The 14,753-nt window shown below is 69.9% G+C and carries 15 protein-coding genes; 10 read left to right on the top strand and 5 right to left on the bottom strand.

Annotated features, from left to right (window positions below; genetic code table 11):
- The first annotated feature begins 3 nt into the window (after nucleotides 1–3).
- Genes H4696_RS32165 through hypB form a run of 5 tightly spaced genes read left to right on the top strand, consistent with a single transcriptional unit; the run spans nucleotide 4 to nucleotide 3,509 of the window.
- Nucleotides 4–276, top strand: a complete 273-nt coding sequence (locus tag H4696_RS32165; protein WP_086862280.1) for a HypC/HybG/HupF family hydrogenase formation chaperone — start codon at nucleotides 4–6, stop codon at nucleotides 274–276.
- Nucleotides 277–284: 8 nt separating this feature from the next.
- Nucleotides 285–1,412 carry a hydrogenase formation protein HypD gene (hypD, locus tag H4696_RS32170; protein ID WP_086862306.1) on the top strand — a complete coding sequence of 376 codons (1,128 nt, stop codon included), beginning with the start codon at nucleotides 285–287 and terminating at the stop codon, nucleotides 1,410–1,412.
- Entirely contained in the window at nucleotides 1,409–2,485 is a 1,077-nt protein-coding gene (gene hypE, locus H4696_RS32175) for a hydrogenase expression/formation protein HypE (protein WP_086862279.1), read from the top strand. The genes hypD and hypE overlap by 4 nt, the downstream gene beginning before the upstream one ends.
- Nucleotides 2,486–2,821 carry a hydrogenase maturation nickel metallochaperone HypA/HybF gene (locus tag H4696_RS32180; RefSeq protein ID WP_086862278.1) on the top strand — a complete coding sequence of 112 codons (336 nt, stop codon included), beginning with the start codon at nucleotides 2,486–2,488 and terminating at the stop codon, nucleotides 2,819–2,821.
- On the top strand, nucleotides 2,814–3,509 hold the full coding sequence (gene hypB, locus H4696_RS32185; protein WP_086862277.1) for a hydrogenase nickel incorporation protein HypB: 696 nt from the start codon (nucleotides 2,814–2,816) through the stop codon (nucleotides 3,507–3,509). Before H4696_RS32180 ends, hypB begins: the two co-directional genes overlap by 8 nt.
- Here hypB and hypF read toward each other — a convergent pair.
- Both hypF and H4696_RS32195 read right to left on the bottom strand, forming a co-directional pair.
- Nucleotides 3,466–5,616, bottom strand: a complete 2,151-nt coding sequence (gene hypF, locus H4696_RS32190) for a carbamoyltransferase HypF (RefSeq protein ID WP_086862276.1) — start codon at nucleotides 5,614–5,616, stop codon at nucleotides 3,466–3,468. The genes hypB and hypF overlap by 44 nt on opposite strands.
- A 4-nt stretch (nucleotides 5,617–5,620) precedes the next feature.
- Complete coding sequence (locus tag H4696_RS32195; RefSeq protein WP_086862275.1) at nucleotides 5,621–6,532, bottom strand: LysR family transcriptional regulator; 912 nt, start codon at nucleotides 6,530–6,532, stop codon at nucleotides 5,621–5,623.
- Between the two features lie 87 nt (nucleotides 6,533–6,619).
- Here H4696_RS32195 and H4696_RS32200 point away from each other — a divergent pair, with 87 nt between their 5' ends.
- From H4696_RS32200 to H4696_RS32210, 3 genes are all read left to right on the top strand, one after another.
- Complete coding sequence (locus H4696_RS32200; RefSeq protein WP_086862274.1) at nucleotides 6,620–7,921, top strand: aspartate aminotransferase family protein; 1,302 nt, start codon at nucleotides 6,620–6,622, stop codon at nucleotides 7,919–7,921.
- A gap of 64 nt (nucleotides 7,922–7,985) precedes the next feature.
- Complete coding sequence (locus H4696_RS32205; RefSeq protein WP_086862273.1) at nucleotides 7,986–8,555, top strand: hypothetical protein; 570 nt, start codon at nucleotides 7,986–7,988, stop codon at nucleotides 8,553–8,555.
- Nucleotides 8,552–8,755 (top strand): DUF6186 family protein, encoded by a 204-nt coding sequence (locus H4696_RS32210; protein WP_086862272.1) that lies wholly within the window; start codon nucleotides 8,552–8,554, stop codon nucleotides 8,753–8,755. Before H4696_RS32205 ends, H4696_RS32210 begins: the two co-directional genes overlap by 4 nt.
- A 55-nt stretch (nucleotides 8,756–8,810) precedes the next feature.
- Here the strand turns inward: H4696_RS32210 and H4696_RS32215 are convergent, their stop codons facing one another.
- Together H4696_RS32215 and H4696_RS32220 are read right to left on the bottom strand one after the other, a co-directional pair.
- The gene (locus tag H4696_RS32215) at nucleotides 8,811–10,160 is read right to left on the bottom strand and encodes a cellulose binding domain-containing protein (RefSeq protein ID WP_192782648.1); all 1,350 of its coding nucleotides are present in this window, start codon (nucleotides 10,158–10,160) and stop codon (nucleotides 8,811–8,813) included.
- The gene (locus H4696_RS32220) at nucleotides 10,157–11,788 is read right to left on the bottom strand and encodes a glycosyl hydrolase family 18 protein (RefSeq protein ID WP_086856712.1); all 1,632 of its coding nucleotides are present in this window, start codon (nucleotides 11,786–11,788) and stop codon (nucleotides 10,157–10,159) included. Before H4696_RS32220 ends, H4696_RS32215 begins: the two co-directional genes overlap by 4 nt.
- Nucleotides 11,789–12,628: 840 nt before the next feature.
- Here H4696_RS32220 and H4696_RS32225 point away from each other — a divergent pair.
- Nucleotides 12,629–12,829 (top strand): hypothetical protein, encoded by a 201-nt coding sequence (locus H4696_RS32225; protein ID WP_086856711.1) that lies wholly within the window; start codon nucleotides 12,629–12,631, stop codon nucleotides 12,827–12,829.
- A gap of 8 nt (nucleotides 12,830–12,837) precedes the next feature.
- Nucleotides 12,838–14,001 carry a hypothetical protein gene (locus H4696_RS32230; protein ID WP_086856710.1) on the top strand — a complete coding sequence of 388 codons (1,164 nt, stop codon included), beginning with the start codon at nucleotides 12,838–12,840 and terminating at the stop codon, nucleotides 13,999–14,001.
- 13 nt (nucleotides 14,002–14,014) lie between these two features.
- On the opposite strand, the gene H4696_RS32235 is transcribed toward H4696_RS32230, so the two are convergent.
- On the bottom strand, nucleotides 14,015–14,674 hold the full coding sequence (locus H4696_RS32235; RefSeq protein ID WP_086856709.1) for a DUF4097 family beta strand repeat-containing protein: 660 nt from the start codon (nucleotides 14,672–14,674) through the stop codon (nucleotides 14,015–14,017).
- Nucleotides 14,675–14,753: the final 79 nt, after the last annotated feature.

A 14,753-nucleotide genomic window follows, 5' to 3' on the forward strand; every position in this document is an offset into this window, starting at 1 on the left:
ACCGTGTGCCTCGGCATTCCCGGTGAAGTCATCGAGATCAGCGAAGAGCGTCCCGACCTCGCGAAGGTGTCCGTGAGCGGAGTCAAACGCACCATCAACATCGGCCTGCTCGAAGACGATCCGCCGAAGCCCGGCGAGTGGGTCCTCATCCACGTCGGCTTCGCACTGTCCAAAATAGACGAAGCCGAGGCCGCGGCCGCCCTCGAATTCCTCGAAAGCATCGGCAAGGCGTACGAGGACGAAATGGCCGCGCTGCTGGAATCCCGGATCGAGTAGGAGTGCTCATGCGTTTCGTCGACGAGTTCCGCGACGCGGACAAGGCGCGGGCACTGTCCGCGAAGATCACGTCGTTGTGCGAGCCGGGCCGGCAGTACAAGTTCATGGAGGTCTGCGGCGGCCACACGCACACCATCTACAAGCACGGCCTCGAGGACTACCTGCCCGAGAGCGTCACGCTGGTGCACGGGCCGGGCTGTCCGGTGTGCGTGATCCCGATGGGCCGCATCGACGACGCCATCCACATCGCCCGGCAGCCCGGCGTGCTCATGACGTCGTTCGGCGACATGATGCGCGTCCCCGGCTCCGGCGGGAACTTCTTCGACTCCAACGCCGAGGGCACGAACATCCGGATGGTCTACTCGCCGCTCGACTCGCTGAAGATCGCGCGGCAGCACCCGGACCTGCGCGTGGTGTTCATGGCGATCGGGTTCGAGACGACCACGCCGTCCACCGCGATGACGCTGCTGCGCGCGGCCGCCGAAGGCATCGAGAACTTCTCCGTGTTCGGCAACCACGTCACGATCATCCCGGCCATCAAGGCCATCCTCGACTCCCCCGACCTGCGGCTCGACGGCTTCATCGGCCCGGGCCACGTGTCCACGGTGATCGGCTGCCGGCCGTACGAGTTCATCGCCCGCGACTACGGCAAGCCCGTGGTGGTCGCCGGGTTCGAGCCGCTGGACATCCTGCAGTCGATCTACATGTTGATGCTGCAGCTCTCCGAGAAGCGGTCCGAGGTCGAGAACCAGTACTCGCGGGTCGTGCCCTGGAACGGCAACCTCGTCGCGCTGAAGGCGATCAACGAGGTGATGGAGCTGCGGCCGTACTTCGAGTGGCGCGGCCTGGGGTTCATCACGCACTCGGCGATGGCGATCCGCGAGAAGTACGCGAAGTTCGACGCCGAGCGGATCTTCGAGATCCCCGGCTTGCGCGTCGCCGACCCGAAGGCGTGCCAGTGCGGCGAAGTGCTCAAGGGCGTGCTGAAGCCGTGGGAGTGCAAGGTGTTCGGCACCGCGTGCACCCCGGAAACGCCGATCGGGACGTGCATGGTCTCGCCCGAGGGCGCCTGCGCGGCGTACTACAACTTCGGCCGGTTCAGCCGGCAGCGCGTCCGGGAGGCGAGCCGCACATGACCACCACCGAGCGCGAGCAGCAGGTCCTCGACCGCATCGAGCGGGCCCGACGCCGGCGCGCGAAGGTCCGCGAAGAGCGCATCACGCTGTCCCACGGCGCGGGCGGCAAGTCGACGCACACGCTGATCGAGGCGGTGTTCCTCGACGCGTTCCGCAACCCACTGCTGGAACCCCTCGAAGACGCGGCGACGCTGACCATCGGGGACGCCCGCCTGGCACTGACCACGGACTCCTACGTCGTCTCACCGCTGTTCTTCCCCGGCGGCAACATCGGCGACCTGGCCGTGAACGGCACGGTGAACGACCTCGCGGTGTCCGGCGCGCGGCCGCTGTACCTGACCGCGGGGTTCATCCTCGAGGAAGGCTTCCCGGTCGAGGACCTGCTCAAGATCGTCGACTCGATGAGGTCCGCGGCCCTCGCGGCCGGCGTGCAGATCGTCACCGGCGACACCAAGGTCGTCGAGCGCGGCAAGGCCGACGGCGTGTACGTCAACACCGCCGGGGTCGGCGTGCTCACGCGCACCGGCCTGGGCGTGGCCACCGTGAAGCCCGGAGACGCCGTCCTCGTTTCCGGGCCGATCGGCGACCACGGCGTCACGATCATGCTGGCCCGCGGCGAGCTCGACATCGACGCCGACCTGGTGTCCGACACCGCACCGGTGCACGAGCTGGTCGCCGGGCTGCTGGCCGCGGCGCCCGGCGTGCGCGCGATGCGGGACGCGACCCGCGGCGGCGTCGCGACGATCCTCAACGAGATCGCGAAGGCCGCCGAGGTCGCCGTGGTCGTCGACGAGAAGGCCGTCCCGGTGCGCGAACAGGTCCGCGGCGCGTCGGAGCTGCTGGGCATCGACCCGCTGTACGTCGCGTGCGAAGGCCGGATCGTGGTCGTCGTGGACGGCGCCCAGGCCGGCGACGCGCTGGCCGCGTTGCGGGCCCACCCGCTCGGCGCGGACGCCGCCGTGATCGGACGGATCGCGGACGACCCGCCGGGGATCGTGCTGCTGAACACCGCGTTCGGCGGCACGCGGATCGTGGACCTGCTGGTCGGGGACCCGCTGCCGAGGATCTGCTGAATGCACGAGATGGCGATCACGCAGTCGGTGGTCGACGCGATCGTCGCCAAGCTGGGCGACGCGACGGTGACGAGCGTGCAGCTGGAGATCGGGCGGCTGTCCGGCGTGGTGCCCGACAGCGTCCGCTTCTGCTTCGACGTCCTCTGTGCCGGAACCTCCCTGGCAGGGGCCCGGCTCGACATCGCCGAGCCCGCGGGCCGGGCGCGCTGCCGCGACTGCGGCGAAGAGTTCGGCCTCGACGACTTCATCCTGCTGTGCCCCTGCGGCAGCGCCGACGTCTCGGTGCTCGCCGGACGCGAACTGCGCATCACTTCAGTGGAGGTCAGCGATGTGTGACACGTGCGGCTGCTCCGATTCGGAGGTCCGGATCACCGACCACGCCCACACGGTGGTGCTGGAGCAGGACATCCTGGCGAAGAACGACGAACTCGCGGCGCACAACCGCGCGCACCTGAGCGAGTCCGGCGTCTTCGCGATCAACCTGATGAGCTCGCCCGGCGCCGGGAAGACGACACTGCTGGAACGGACGATCCGGGCTTCGGACACGCCGTGCGCGGTGATCGAAGGCGACCAGGAGACCTTGCTCGACGCCGAGCGCATCAAGGCGACCGGCGCGCCGGTGGTGCAGATCAACACCGGCGCGGGCTGTCACCTGGACGCGTCGATGCTGCACCGGGCACTGCATTCGCTGAGTCTCTCGCCCGGCTCGACGTTGTTCATCGAGAACGTCGGCAACCTGGTCTGCCCGGCGCTGTTCGACCTCGGCGAGGCGGCCCGCGTGGTGATCCTCTCGGTGACCGAGGGGCCGGGGAAGCCGTTGAAGTACCCGCACATGTTCGCCGCCACGGACTTGGTGCTGCTCAACAAGGTCGACCTGCTGCCCTACGTCGACTTCGACGTCGCCGAGTTCGAGCGGGACGTCCGCCGGGTGAACCCGTCGGCGGGGCTGGTGCAGGTCAGCGCGACCCGCGGCGACGGCCTCACCGAGTGGTACGACTGGCTACGGCGACCTGTCCGAAGCTGATCCCGCCGTCGTTGCACGGGACGTCCCGGTGGGTCAGGACGCGGAAACCCTCTCGTTCCAGGGATTCCACGGTCCGGTCCAGCAGGAGGACGTTCTGGAAGACGCCACCGGAGAGCGCGACCGTCGTGCTGTGGTCGCGGAAGCGGTCGCAGGTCCGCGCGATCGCGTCGGCGACGCCGTTGTGGAACCGGGCGGCTCTCGTCGCGTTGCGGCTTCGGTCGTCCAAGAGAGCGGCGATGAGGTCCTCGCCGTGGACGACGTCGTCGATCCGCGCGCGGTAGGCGGTGGTTTCGCCCGGGTCGGCCAGCTGTTCCAGCTCGATGGCGGCCTGGCCTTCGTAGGTAATGGCGTCCCGGACGCCGAGCAGCGCGGCCGCGGCGTCGAAAAGGCGCCCGGCACTGGAGGTCAGGGGTGAGTTGAGGCCGCTGCGCTTCAGCTTGACGATGTCTTCCCGCGCCGGCCGGCCCAGTTCGTCCACATAGGACGCCGCCATCCGCCACGGCTGCTTGATCGCCATCACGCCGCCCGGCATGGCGACCGGCCGCAGGTGGCTCAGCCGCTGGTAGCCGGTGAGGTCGGCGAGCAGGAACTCGCCGCCCCAGATCGTGCCGTCGGGCCCGAAGCCGGTGCCGTCGAAGGCGACGCCGAGCACCGGGCCGTCCTCGCCGTTGTCGGCCAGGCACGCGGCGATGTGCGCGTGGTGGTGCTGCACGCCGAGCAGGTCGACGTCGAGGTCGAGCGCGTACTTCGTGGACAGGTACTCGGGATGCAGGTCGTGCGCGACGAGCACCGGGTCGATGGCGAAGAGGCGCTTGAAGTGCTCGATGCCTTCGGTGAAGGACTTGAGCGTTTCGTAGTTCTCCAGGTCGCCGATGTGGTGCGAGAGGAAGGCGTGCCGTCCCTTGGCGAGGCAGAAGGTGTTCTTGAGTTCGGCGCCGCAGCCGAGCAGGTGCTGCTTCGTCTCGAGCTGGACCGGCTCGGGCGCGTAGCCGCGTGAACGCCGCTGGACCTGCGGTCCACCGCGCGTGATCCGCACGACGGAGTCGTCGGTCCTGGTGTGGATCGGCCGGTCGTGGCCGAGGAAGGCATCGGCGATGTCCTTGAGGCGGTCCAGGTCTTCGTCGCGGTACACGATCGGCTCGTCGGAGACGTTCGCGCTGGTCAGCACGATCGGCCCGGTGTGCTCCAGCAGGAGGTGGTGCAGCGGGGTGTAGGGCAGCATGACCCCGATCCGCCGGTTCCCCGGCGCGACGGCCCGGGCGAGTTCGGCTTTCTTCGGCAGCAGCACGATGGGCCGCCGCCGGCTCGTGAGCGCTTCTTCGGCCGCTGTGTCCACTTCGGCCAGTTCCCGGGCCTGCGCCAGATCGGCGACCATGACGGCGAACGGCTTGTCCTCACGGTGTTTTCTCGTGCGCAGGCGCTCGGCCGCTTCCTCGCTTCGCGCGTCGACGGCGAGGTGGTAACCGCCGAGCCCCTTGATCGCGACCACCTGTCCCCCGCGCAGGGCTTCGACGGCCGCCGCGATCGGGTCTCCGCCACCGGGCCGGAACTCGAGCGACGGCCCACACGCCGGGCAGCAGACGGGCTGGGCGTGGAACCGCCGGTCTTCGGGGTCTTCGTACTCTTGCTTGCACTCGGCGCACATCGCGAAGCCGGCCATGGTGGTGAGCGGCCGGTCGTAGGGCACGCCCCGGACGATGGTGAACCGCGGCCCGCAGTTCGTGCAGTTGACGAAGGGGTACCGGAACCGCCGGTCCGCGGGGTCGCGCAGCTCACGCAGGCAGTCGTCGCAGGTGGCGGAGTCGGCCGAGACGAGCGTGTCGGCGGCGCCACCGGACGGGCTGGCGACGATGACGAACCCGGTGCCGCCGGCCGCCGGGATCTCCCGCGCCTCGACCCGGTCGACGACCGCCAGCGGCGGCGCTTCGGCCGTCAACGCTTCGACGAAGGCCGCCACCCGCGACGGCGGTCCTTCGGCCTCGGCGAAGACGCCGTGCCCGTCGTTCCCGACGAACCCGGCGAGCCCCAGCCGCACCGCCAGCCGGTGGGCGAACGGCCGGAACCCGACGCCCTGCACCACTCCGGCGACGCTGATCGCGACACGCATCCGGTCAGTCTGCGCCCCCGCCGGCCCAGGCGGCCAGCCCCGGCAGATCGGGTGGCTGCCGGAGCGCGTCGAGCACGACGTTCACCCCCGCGCGCAACGGTGTTCCCCGGCGGACCACCGCCGTGATCGTGCGGGTCACCGGGGTCGACAGCTCGCGCGTCGCGACCCGGTAGCGGCGGTCGACCGCCAGGCCCGGCAGGAGCGCGATCGACAGCCCGGCCTCGACGTGCTGCAGCGTCATCAGGTAGTTGCTGAAGCGGCACACCACCCGCGGCTCGAAACCCGACTCGCGGCACAGGCGCAGCGTCAGGTTCGCCATGTACGACTGCGGCACGTCCAGCGCCCACCGCGCGTCCGCGTAGGCCGACAGGACCGCCGGGCCGCGGGGTGCGTCCGGCGGGGTGACCAGCACGATCGGGTCCGTCGCCAGCGGGACGATGTCGAGGTCCGGGCCCAGCGGCTGCTCGACGAAGTCGGTCGTGGTGATGATGACGTCGGCGTCGCCGCCGCGCAGGGCCGGGATGCTCTCGTGCGGCTCCAGCTCCAGCAGCTGGACCTCGAGGTGCGGGTGCGCCAGCCGGGTCACCGCCGGCACGGCGAGGGTGTGGATCGCGCTCTGGAACGCGCCGAGCCGGACCAGGCCGGCCGGTTCGCCGCCGAGGCTGCGCAGCTCCGCCTCGACGGTGTCCATGTGGTCGAGGATCGCCCGCGCGCGGCGGGCCAGCACCAGCCCGGCCGGGGTCAGCCGGACCCGTCGGCCGGTGCGTTCCAGCAGCTGGGTGCGGGTTTCCGCTTCGAGCACCGCGAGCTGCTGCGACACGCTGGACGCGCTCAGGTTGGCGTCCTGCGCCACCGCGCGGACCGTGCCCAGGGTGTCGAGCCGGCTCAGCAGCCGCAGGCGCCACGGGTTCAGCATGCCGTCATTGTTGTCCGGCAAAACCGAACAAGAAAGCCGGAATTGTGAGATGGACGTGGCGCTCGGCGCGGATTTACCGTCGAAGCCATGGCCGCAACCTTCTGGGACGACGTCGACCGGCACCTCGTGCGGTACGGCGGTGCGTTCACCCGCGAAATCATCGACCGCGCCGAGGGCAGTTTCGTCTTCACCGAAGACGGCCGCCGCATCCTCGACTTCACCTCCGGCCAGATGAGCGCGATCCTCGGGCACTCGCACCCGGAGATCGTCGAGACCGTCCGGCGGCAGGCCGCGAAGCTGGACCACCTCTTCAGCGGCATGCTGAGCCGCCCGGTCGTCGACCTCGCGCGGCGCCTGGCCGAGACGCTGCCGGCCCCGCTGGAGAAGGCCTTGCTGCTGACCACCGGCGCCGAGTCGAACGAGGCCGCCGTCCGGCTGGCCAAGCTCGTCACCGGCAAGCACGAGATCGTCTCGTTCGCCCGCTCGTGGCACGGCATGACCCAGGCCGCGGCGAGCGCGACGTACAGCGCCGGCCGCAAGGGCTACGGCCCCGCCGCGCCCGGCAACTTCGCCATCCCGGTGCCCAACGCCTACCGGCCCGATTTCACCGACGCTTCCGGCGAGCTGGATTGGCGGCGACAACTCGACTTCGGGTTCGAGCTGATCGACGCGCAGTCGGTCGGCAGCCTGGCCGCGTGCCTCGTCGAGCCGATCCTGAGTTCCGGCGGCGTCATCGAGCCGCCACCCGGCTACTTCGCAGCGCTGGCCGAGAAGTGCCGTGAGCGTGGCATGCTGCTGATCCTCGACGAAGCCCAGACCGGCCTCTGCCGCACCGGCACCTGGTACGCGTTCGAGCGCGACGGCGTCGTCCCCGACATCCTGACGCTGTCCAAGACGCTCGGCGCGGGCCTGCCCCTGGCCGCGGTGCTGACGAGCGCGGAGATCGAGCAGGAGGCGCACGACCGCGGCTTCCTGTTCTTCACCACGCACGTCTCGGACCCGCTCCCGGCCGCGGTCGGCAACACGGTGCTGGACGTGCTGGCCCGCGACCGCCTCGACGCGCGGGCGGTCGAGCTGGGCGCGCTGCTCCGGCGGGGCCTGGAGGACCTCGCTTCCCGGCACGAAGTGGTCGGCGACATCCGCGGCCGCGGCCTGCTGGCCGGGCTGGAACTGGTGGTGGACCGCGAAACCCGGCGCAGTTCGGACGAGCTGGGCGCCCGCGTCACCCGGCGGTGCCTCGAGCTCGGGCTGCACATGAACATCGTGCAGCTGCCGGGGATGGGCGGGGTGTTCCGGATCGCGCCGCCGCTGACGGCGTCCGAAGAGGAGATTACGCTGGGCGTGTCGATCCTCGACCAGGCGATCGGCGACGCCGTCAAGACGCTCTGAACGTGGAATCCCCGGGCCTGGCGCGACGTTTTCCACGAAAACTGTGTCGCGAAGGAGCTACGTCATGGCTCTCGGCTTCCGCAGTCACCCGCTCACCGTCGACCTGCCGGTCGTCGCGCTGACCCTCGCGGCGATCGCGCACTGGATCCGCGGCGCGCCCGCGGACGCGCTGATCTTCCTGGTGGTCACGCTGGTCCTCCTGATCACCGAACGGCCGCGCGCGGAGACCGCGGTCCTCGGGGAGCCGTTCCGGGTGCCGGGGTTCGCCGTGGTCGCCGCCGGGCTGCTGGTGCTGGCGTTCGGCCGCGACAGCCTCCCGGTGGCGGTCGCCATCTCGGCGATCGGCCTGGTGGCGCTGTTCGCGGAGTGGCGCGACCCGTCATTCCCGGCGGACCGCCCGGTCCCGCGCCGGGCGTGGCTGTGGTCGGCGGTGGCCCTCTCGTGGTGCGGCTGGGAGCTGCTCTCGTTCGTCTACGAGCAGGCGGCGGGCGGGCTGTCGGAGACCCACCCGACGATGAGCGACCTGGTCGACCCGCTGCTGACCAGCCGCTGGGTCCAGGCACTGGCGATCACCGGCTGGCTGGCGGCGGGCCTCGCGATGCTCCGCGCGGCGGCGCTGGCGAGGCGGTCATGAGCACCCGGATCGTCACCGAGCTGGGCTTCGGGCTGATCGTCCTGGCCGCGATCGGCCTGGGCGTGGCCAGTCACCTGGCCCCGAAGCGGGTGCCGAAGCTGACGAGCGTCCTGGCCGTGGTGATGCGGCGCCGGAGCGCGCGGATCGCGTTCGTGCTGGCCTGGTGGTGGGTCGGCTGGCACTTCTTCGTCGGGCGTTGAGAAGGCCTCGTTGCCGGCCCGGGGAGCCGGCAACGAGGCCTCTTTCACGACGACGTCAGAAGCCCGCCGTCACCTTGGTGAAGTCCCAGTCGTTCTGGGCGATGCCGCTGCACGCCGACTGGACGCCGCCACCGGGGCAACCCCGGTCGCGGTTGACCGACCAGAACGCCAGGCGGGCGATCTTGTTCGTCTTGGCCCAGTTGGTGATCTGGGTCCAGGTCGACAAGTCCGTCAGCTCCTGCTGGTCGGACAGGCCGTTCATGCCCGAGATGCCGAGGTGGGCGTACGCCGTGGCGTCGGACCACCCGAACGTCGACTTGAGCTTGTCGCGCAAGCCGTTCGCCGCGCTCACCGTGCTGTTGTACATGTTCGCGCCGCCGCCGAAGTCGAACGGCATGATCGTGAACACGTCCACGTTCGCACCCAAGGCCTTCGACTGGTCGATGAGCCGGTTCCCGTAGTAATTGGGGCCGGTCGTCGACGTGCCGAACGTCAGGATCGTCTGGATCCCCGGGTTGTTCTGCTTGACGATCTTGAGCGCGCCCAGGATGCGGTCCTGCACGGCCTCGTTCTCGAACTCGTCGGAGTTCTCGATGTCGATGTCGATCGCCTTCAGCCCGTACGCGTTGATCACCTGCTGGTACGCACCGGCCAGCGCGGCCGGCGTCGAGCAGTTCGGGCCCAGCTTGTTCCCGCTCCAGCCGCCGAACGACGGGACGACCTGGCCGCCCGCCGCCTTGATCTGCGAGATCGCGGTGGCGTCGGCGCTGCCGGAAAGCGGACGGCTGCTGTCCCACGCCGGGTTGCAGCCACCGGAGGCGTTGATGAACGCCATGGTGAACCACTTGACCCCGGTCGCGTTCATCACCGTCTGCGGGTTCGGCGGGCTGCCCCAGCCCATGTACAGGTAGGGCGCACCGCGACCACCCGGCGGGGGCGGTGTGGTCGTCGTCGGCGGGGTCGTCGTCGTAGGAGGCGTCGTGGTCGTGGGGGGTGTACCCCCGGCGTCGCACGAACCTCCGTTCAGCTTGCAGTTCGACGGCGCCGTGTACGAACCCGAGTACGCCACGTTGAAGCCGAAGCTCGCGCTACCGCCGTTGGCGACGTTGCCGTTCCACGTGTTCTTCACCGTGACGTGCTGCCCGGACGCGGTGTAGCTGCCGTCCCACAGCGAGGAGATCTTCGCCCCGCTCGGCAGGTCGAATTCGACGGTCCAGCTCGGCAGCGTCGACCCCGAACCGTTGTTGATCGTGTACTTGCCTTCGTACCCGGTGCCCCAGTCGGAGCCCTTGGTGAAGGTCGCGGACACCCCGCCCGCCGCGTTCGCCGGAGCGATCACGAACATCGCGCCGATCGTCGCGGCCGCGGCCGCCAGCCCGAGCGCGGGCAACCACCGGCGCGTCACGACAGGCCGTTCTTCATCGCGGTGATGAGCTCGCCGCCGGTGGTGTCACCGGTCAGCTCCCAGAAGAAGGCGCCGCCGAGACCCTGCTGCTTGGCGTAGGACATCTTCCCGCCGATGGTCGCCGGGGTGTCGTAGCTCCACCAGTTGCTGCCGCACTTGGCGTACGCGGTGCCGGCGAAGGTGCCGGTCGACGGGCAGGTGTTCTTCAGGACCTTGTAGTCCTCGATGCCCTGCTCGTACGTGCCGGGCGCGGGACCGGTCGCGGTGCCGCCCGGCGCGTCCTGCGTGACGCCGGTCCAGCCGCGGCCGTAGAACCCGATGCCCAGCAGCAGCTTGCTCGACGGGACACCCTTGCTCTTCAGCTTCTGGATCGCCGCGTCGGAGTAGAAGCCCGGCGTCGGGATGCCGGTGAAGTTGGTCAGCGGCGAGTGCGGAGCCGTCGGACCCTGCGCCGCCCACGCACCGAAGTAGTCGTAGGTCATCACGTTGTACCAGTCGACGTACTGCGCGGCGCCGCCGTAGTCGGCGACGTCGAGCTTGCCGCCGTTGCTGCCGTCGGCCGTGATCGCCGAGGTGATCAGGAACGACGAGCCGAACTTCGAGCGCAGCGCGCCCATCAGGTTCTTGTAGGCCGCGGCACCGCTGGTGTCACAGGAGAGGCCGCACGCGTTGGGGTACTCCCAGTCGATGTCGATGCCGTCCCAGATGTCCGCCCAGCGCGGGTCCTTGAGCAGGTTGTAGCAGGACTGCGCGAACGCGGCCGCGTTCTGCGAGGCCTGGCCGAAGCCGCCGGAGTAGGTCCAGCCGCCGAACGACCAGATGACCTTGAGGCCCGGGTGCAGCTTCTTCAGCTTGCGCAGCTGGTTGAAGTTGCCGGCCACCGGCTGGTCCCAGGTGTCGGCGACGCCGTCCACGCTGCCCGCGGCGTCGTAGGTCTTCTGGTAGTCGGCGTACGGGTCGTCGTTCGCGGTGCACTGCCCGTTCGTGACGTTGCCGAACGCGTAGTTGATGTGGGTCAGCTTGCTCGCCGAACCCGAGGTCTCGATGTTCTTGACGTGGTAGTTGCGCCCGTAGACGCCCCACTGCACGAAGTAACCGACGTTCTTCAGCCCACCCGGCGGCGGCGGCGTGGTGGTCGTCGGCGGCGTGGTCGGGGTGGTGGGCGTGGTCGGGGTGGTGGTCGGCTGCGTCGGCGTCGTCGGGGTGGTGGTCGGGGTGCCACCGCCGGCGTCGCAGGAACCGCCGTTCAGCTTGCAGTTCGCGGGCGCCGAATAGGTGCCGGAGTAGGCGACGTTGAAGCCGAAGCTGGCGCTCGCGCCGTTGGCGACGTTGCCGTTCCAGCTGTTCTTGACGGTGACGTGCTGCCCGGACGCGGTGTAGCTGCCGTCCCACAGGGACGAGATCTTCGCGCCGGACGGGAGGTCGAACTCGACCGTCCAGCTCGGCAGCGTCGCGCCGGAGCCGTTGTTGATCGTGTACTTGCCTTCGTACCCGGTGCCCCAATCGGAGCCCTTGGTGAAGCTGGCGCCGACACCACCGGCGGCGCTCGCCGGCACGGTGACGAGACCGACCGCGATCGCGCCGACCGCGGTGAACAGACCGAGGAGGTGCCATCTCTTTCTGGACATTGCTCTCCCTTGAGCCAGGTGCGGGACGGCGGACACCACCACCGGCGGCGGGGACCAGGCCGGTGTTTTGCGCCGTATGCGAAGACGGTACGTGGTCCAGACCAATGATGGAAGCACTACCACGGAGAGTGCTCAACGGTGGGTGACCGGTTGAGACATTGGCGTGTTCAGTGGTCCAGTCCAGTTACGGAAAGTGGACTTCGGTCCGCCGGGGAAGGATTTTTCCCGCAATGGCGAGAGTTCGCCAGAAACCGACAAGCGGGTCGGCCGTCTCGGCCGTGGGCGGCACGCGTCGCCGCTGCAACAGCCACGCGCACCGCCTGGATCCGGTTGCTCGCCTAGGCCAGACGCCGTCCCGGGGACGACCCGCGGCGCAGCCGTCCGCACGGACGATCTTCACCGCCTACTGGGTCAAGCACCACTATCGGCCAAAACCCCAGCTCAGGGCAAGGATGTGCACACGTTGTGCATCTCACCCCGACGACGGTGCACCTGCTCCCGGCGCCAGAACCGCAGGCTGAGCGAGCCAGGGGCGCGGCCTCGGCGCCTTGTGCAACCACGGCCGCCGGGGCGCGACGACGCCCTGTGCACCCGGCTCCCGAGGGTGGAAACTGCACATTCGTGCACGACCACGGCCGCCGTCGGCGCGGCCGGAAACCACGTGGATCAAGCCGGTGCACAATGTGGCACCGTCGAATTGCTCCCGTCGGCGCTCACGACGTCATAGAGTGACCGCATTCCGCTTCGGCCGGCTTTTCCCAGTGGCTGCAACCACGCGTTGGGCATCGACGGCCGAAGCGGTTCTCATTGCTCGCCTAGGCCACGCCGAAAGGAAGCTTGATGCTCTTCACCCACCCCTCGACCCTCGACTTGCTGCCGCGCGAAGGCGTGCCTGCCACAGCGAGGATCTGGCCGGGCGCCCTCTTCATGGTGCTGTTGATGGTGTTCAGCGTCGTGATGACGATGCTGGGCAACTCCGGTGCCACGAGCGTGGGCTACGCGGTCTTGCTCGGCACGACCGCGGCCCGCCTCACCAAGTGAGCAGGCCGATGGACGAACTCGACACGACGACCGATTTCCCCGACGAAGAGGAATTCGGCACTGCGAAAACCGAAGCCGAGTACATGCAGGTCCTGCGAAAACTGCAGATCCACGCGGGTCTCAACCACAATCAGACAGCGCAGAACTGGGCCAAGCGCTACCCCAAGACCGCCGTTTCCCGCACCCGCGCCTACCAGCTGCTGCGCGGGGAGAAACTGCCGAAGGTCAACCAGCTCAAGGAGCTGCTGACGGTCATCGTCAGCGCCTACGAGAAGCGGACCGGCGCCGTGCAGCGCGCGGTGGCGCTCTACCACGAGCCGGGGGTCCGGCTCCTGCAACAGCGAGAACAGCAGCGCGCCGAGGAGCGGCAGCGGAAGCAACGGGCCCTCGAACCGCCCGCTCCCGCCGATGAAGGGGACCGGCCCTTCGCCGGTCCCTCCCCGCGCGTGCGCGGCGACGCCGTGCCCGAGCTGCTGAAGGGGTTCGGCCCGATCCGGACGCCGGGCGAGGACACGCCGACGGTCATCGATGCCGACGGCGTCTTCCGGACCGCGTCCTGGATCGACGAGTTCCCGCTTTTCCCCGACGACCGGACCGACGACGCGGAGAACCTCGAGCCCGGTGGCCGCGCCGCACGCGCCGAACCCGAACGAGCCGAGGAGCTGGAACGCCCCCGCCGTCACCCCCGGTGGCGCTTCGTCCTCCCGGGACTCGCCCTGGCCGTGTGCGTCGCGGTCGCCGCGATCTTGCTCGTCGACGCCGGCGGCGGGACCGGCCGGTCGTTGAAGACGGTGACCGGCAGCCCGGTGACCGAATACTGCGCGGTCACGACGGCGTGCTGGGCCGGGCAGCACTCCGGGTGGACGTGGAGCGCGCTGGGCCCGAACGCCGACGTCACCACGACGTTCACCGGCGAATCCCTGGGCGGCCACCTGCTCGGCAAGAAGCTCACCCGCAGTCCGGGGTGCCCGGGCGCGATCGTGTCCTGGTCGGTGGTGGCCGCGAGCACCGTCGTCACCCGCGGCTACCTCGACTCGACCGCCACGAGCTCGACGTTCGGCATCCAGCTCGACCGCGCCGTCACCCAGGTCGCCATCAAGCTCACCCGCGTCGACGCCGGGAACGGGTGCGCGGTCGACGTCACGTGGGAGGACAGCATCACCGACCAGTGAACCGGGGCAGTCCTCACAAGCCGCGCGCGGTGATGTCGCCGACCGCGGTGGTCGCGTGGATCGTCAGCTCGGCCGCGCCCCCGCTGTTCTTCAGCGAGTTGCTGATCCGGCCGTGGGCGGTGCCGGCGTCGAGGGCGGCCGACGCCGCGGTCGCGATCTCGATGTCGCCCGCCTCCGTGCGCAGCACCACCGTGCCGGGGCCCGCTTCGACGATCCGGAGGTCGCCCTTGCTCGTGCGGAGCTCCGCGTCGCCGGTCAGGCGGCCGACCGAGACGTCGCCGGCGCGGGTGGTGAGGTGGGCGGTCGTGGCTTCGTCGACGTCGATCGAGCCGTGCTCGGTCTCGACGGCCACGGCGCCCAGGCGCCCGACGGACAGGAATTCGACGTCCGCCGCCGTCAGCTCGACGCGGGAGCCGGTGGGCAGGCCGACCGTCACGTCGATGACGCCGGACGGGCCGAAGTACTGGTTCTTCGCCGGGGCCGCGATCCGCAGGACGCCGTCGGCGTGGTCGACAGTGGTCTGCTCCGCTGCCTTCGCGTCGCGGGTCTTGGCCGCGTCCGCGGGGCGGATCTCGACCGTGGTGTCGGTCCGGTCGGTGGCCACGAACCGGACGCGGGCCGCGGGGACGGTCACGACGGCGGAGATCGGGGCGGGAGTGGGGAACGTGGTCATGGCGGTGTTTCCTGTTCTCTTCGGTGTGAGGAGAACGATCGCCGGGGCCGCTGACACGGCGTGGCCACCGCGCTGACGC

The organism is Amycolatopsis lexingtonensis (assembly GCF_014873755.1).
GTDB classification, from domain to species: Bacteria; Actinomycetota; Actinomycetes; order Mycobacteriales; family Pseudonocardiaceae; genus Amycolatopsis; species Amycolatopsis lexingtonensis.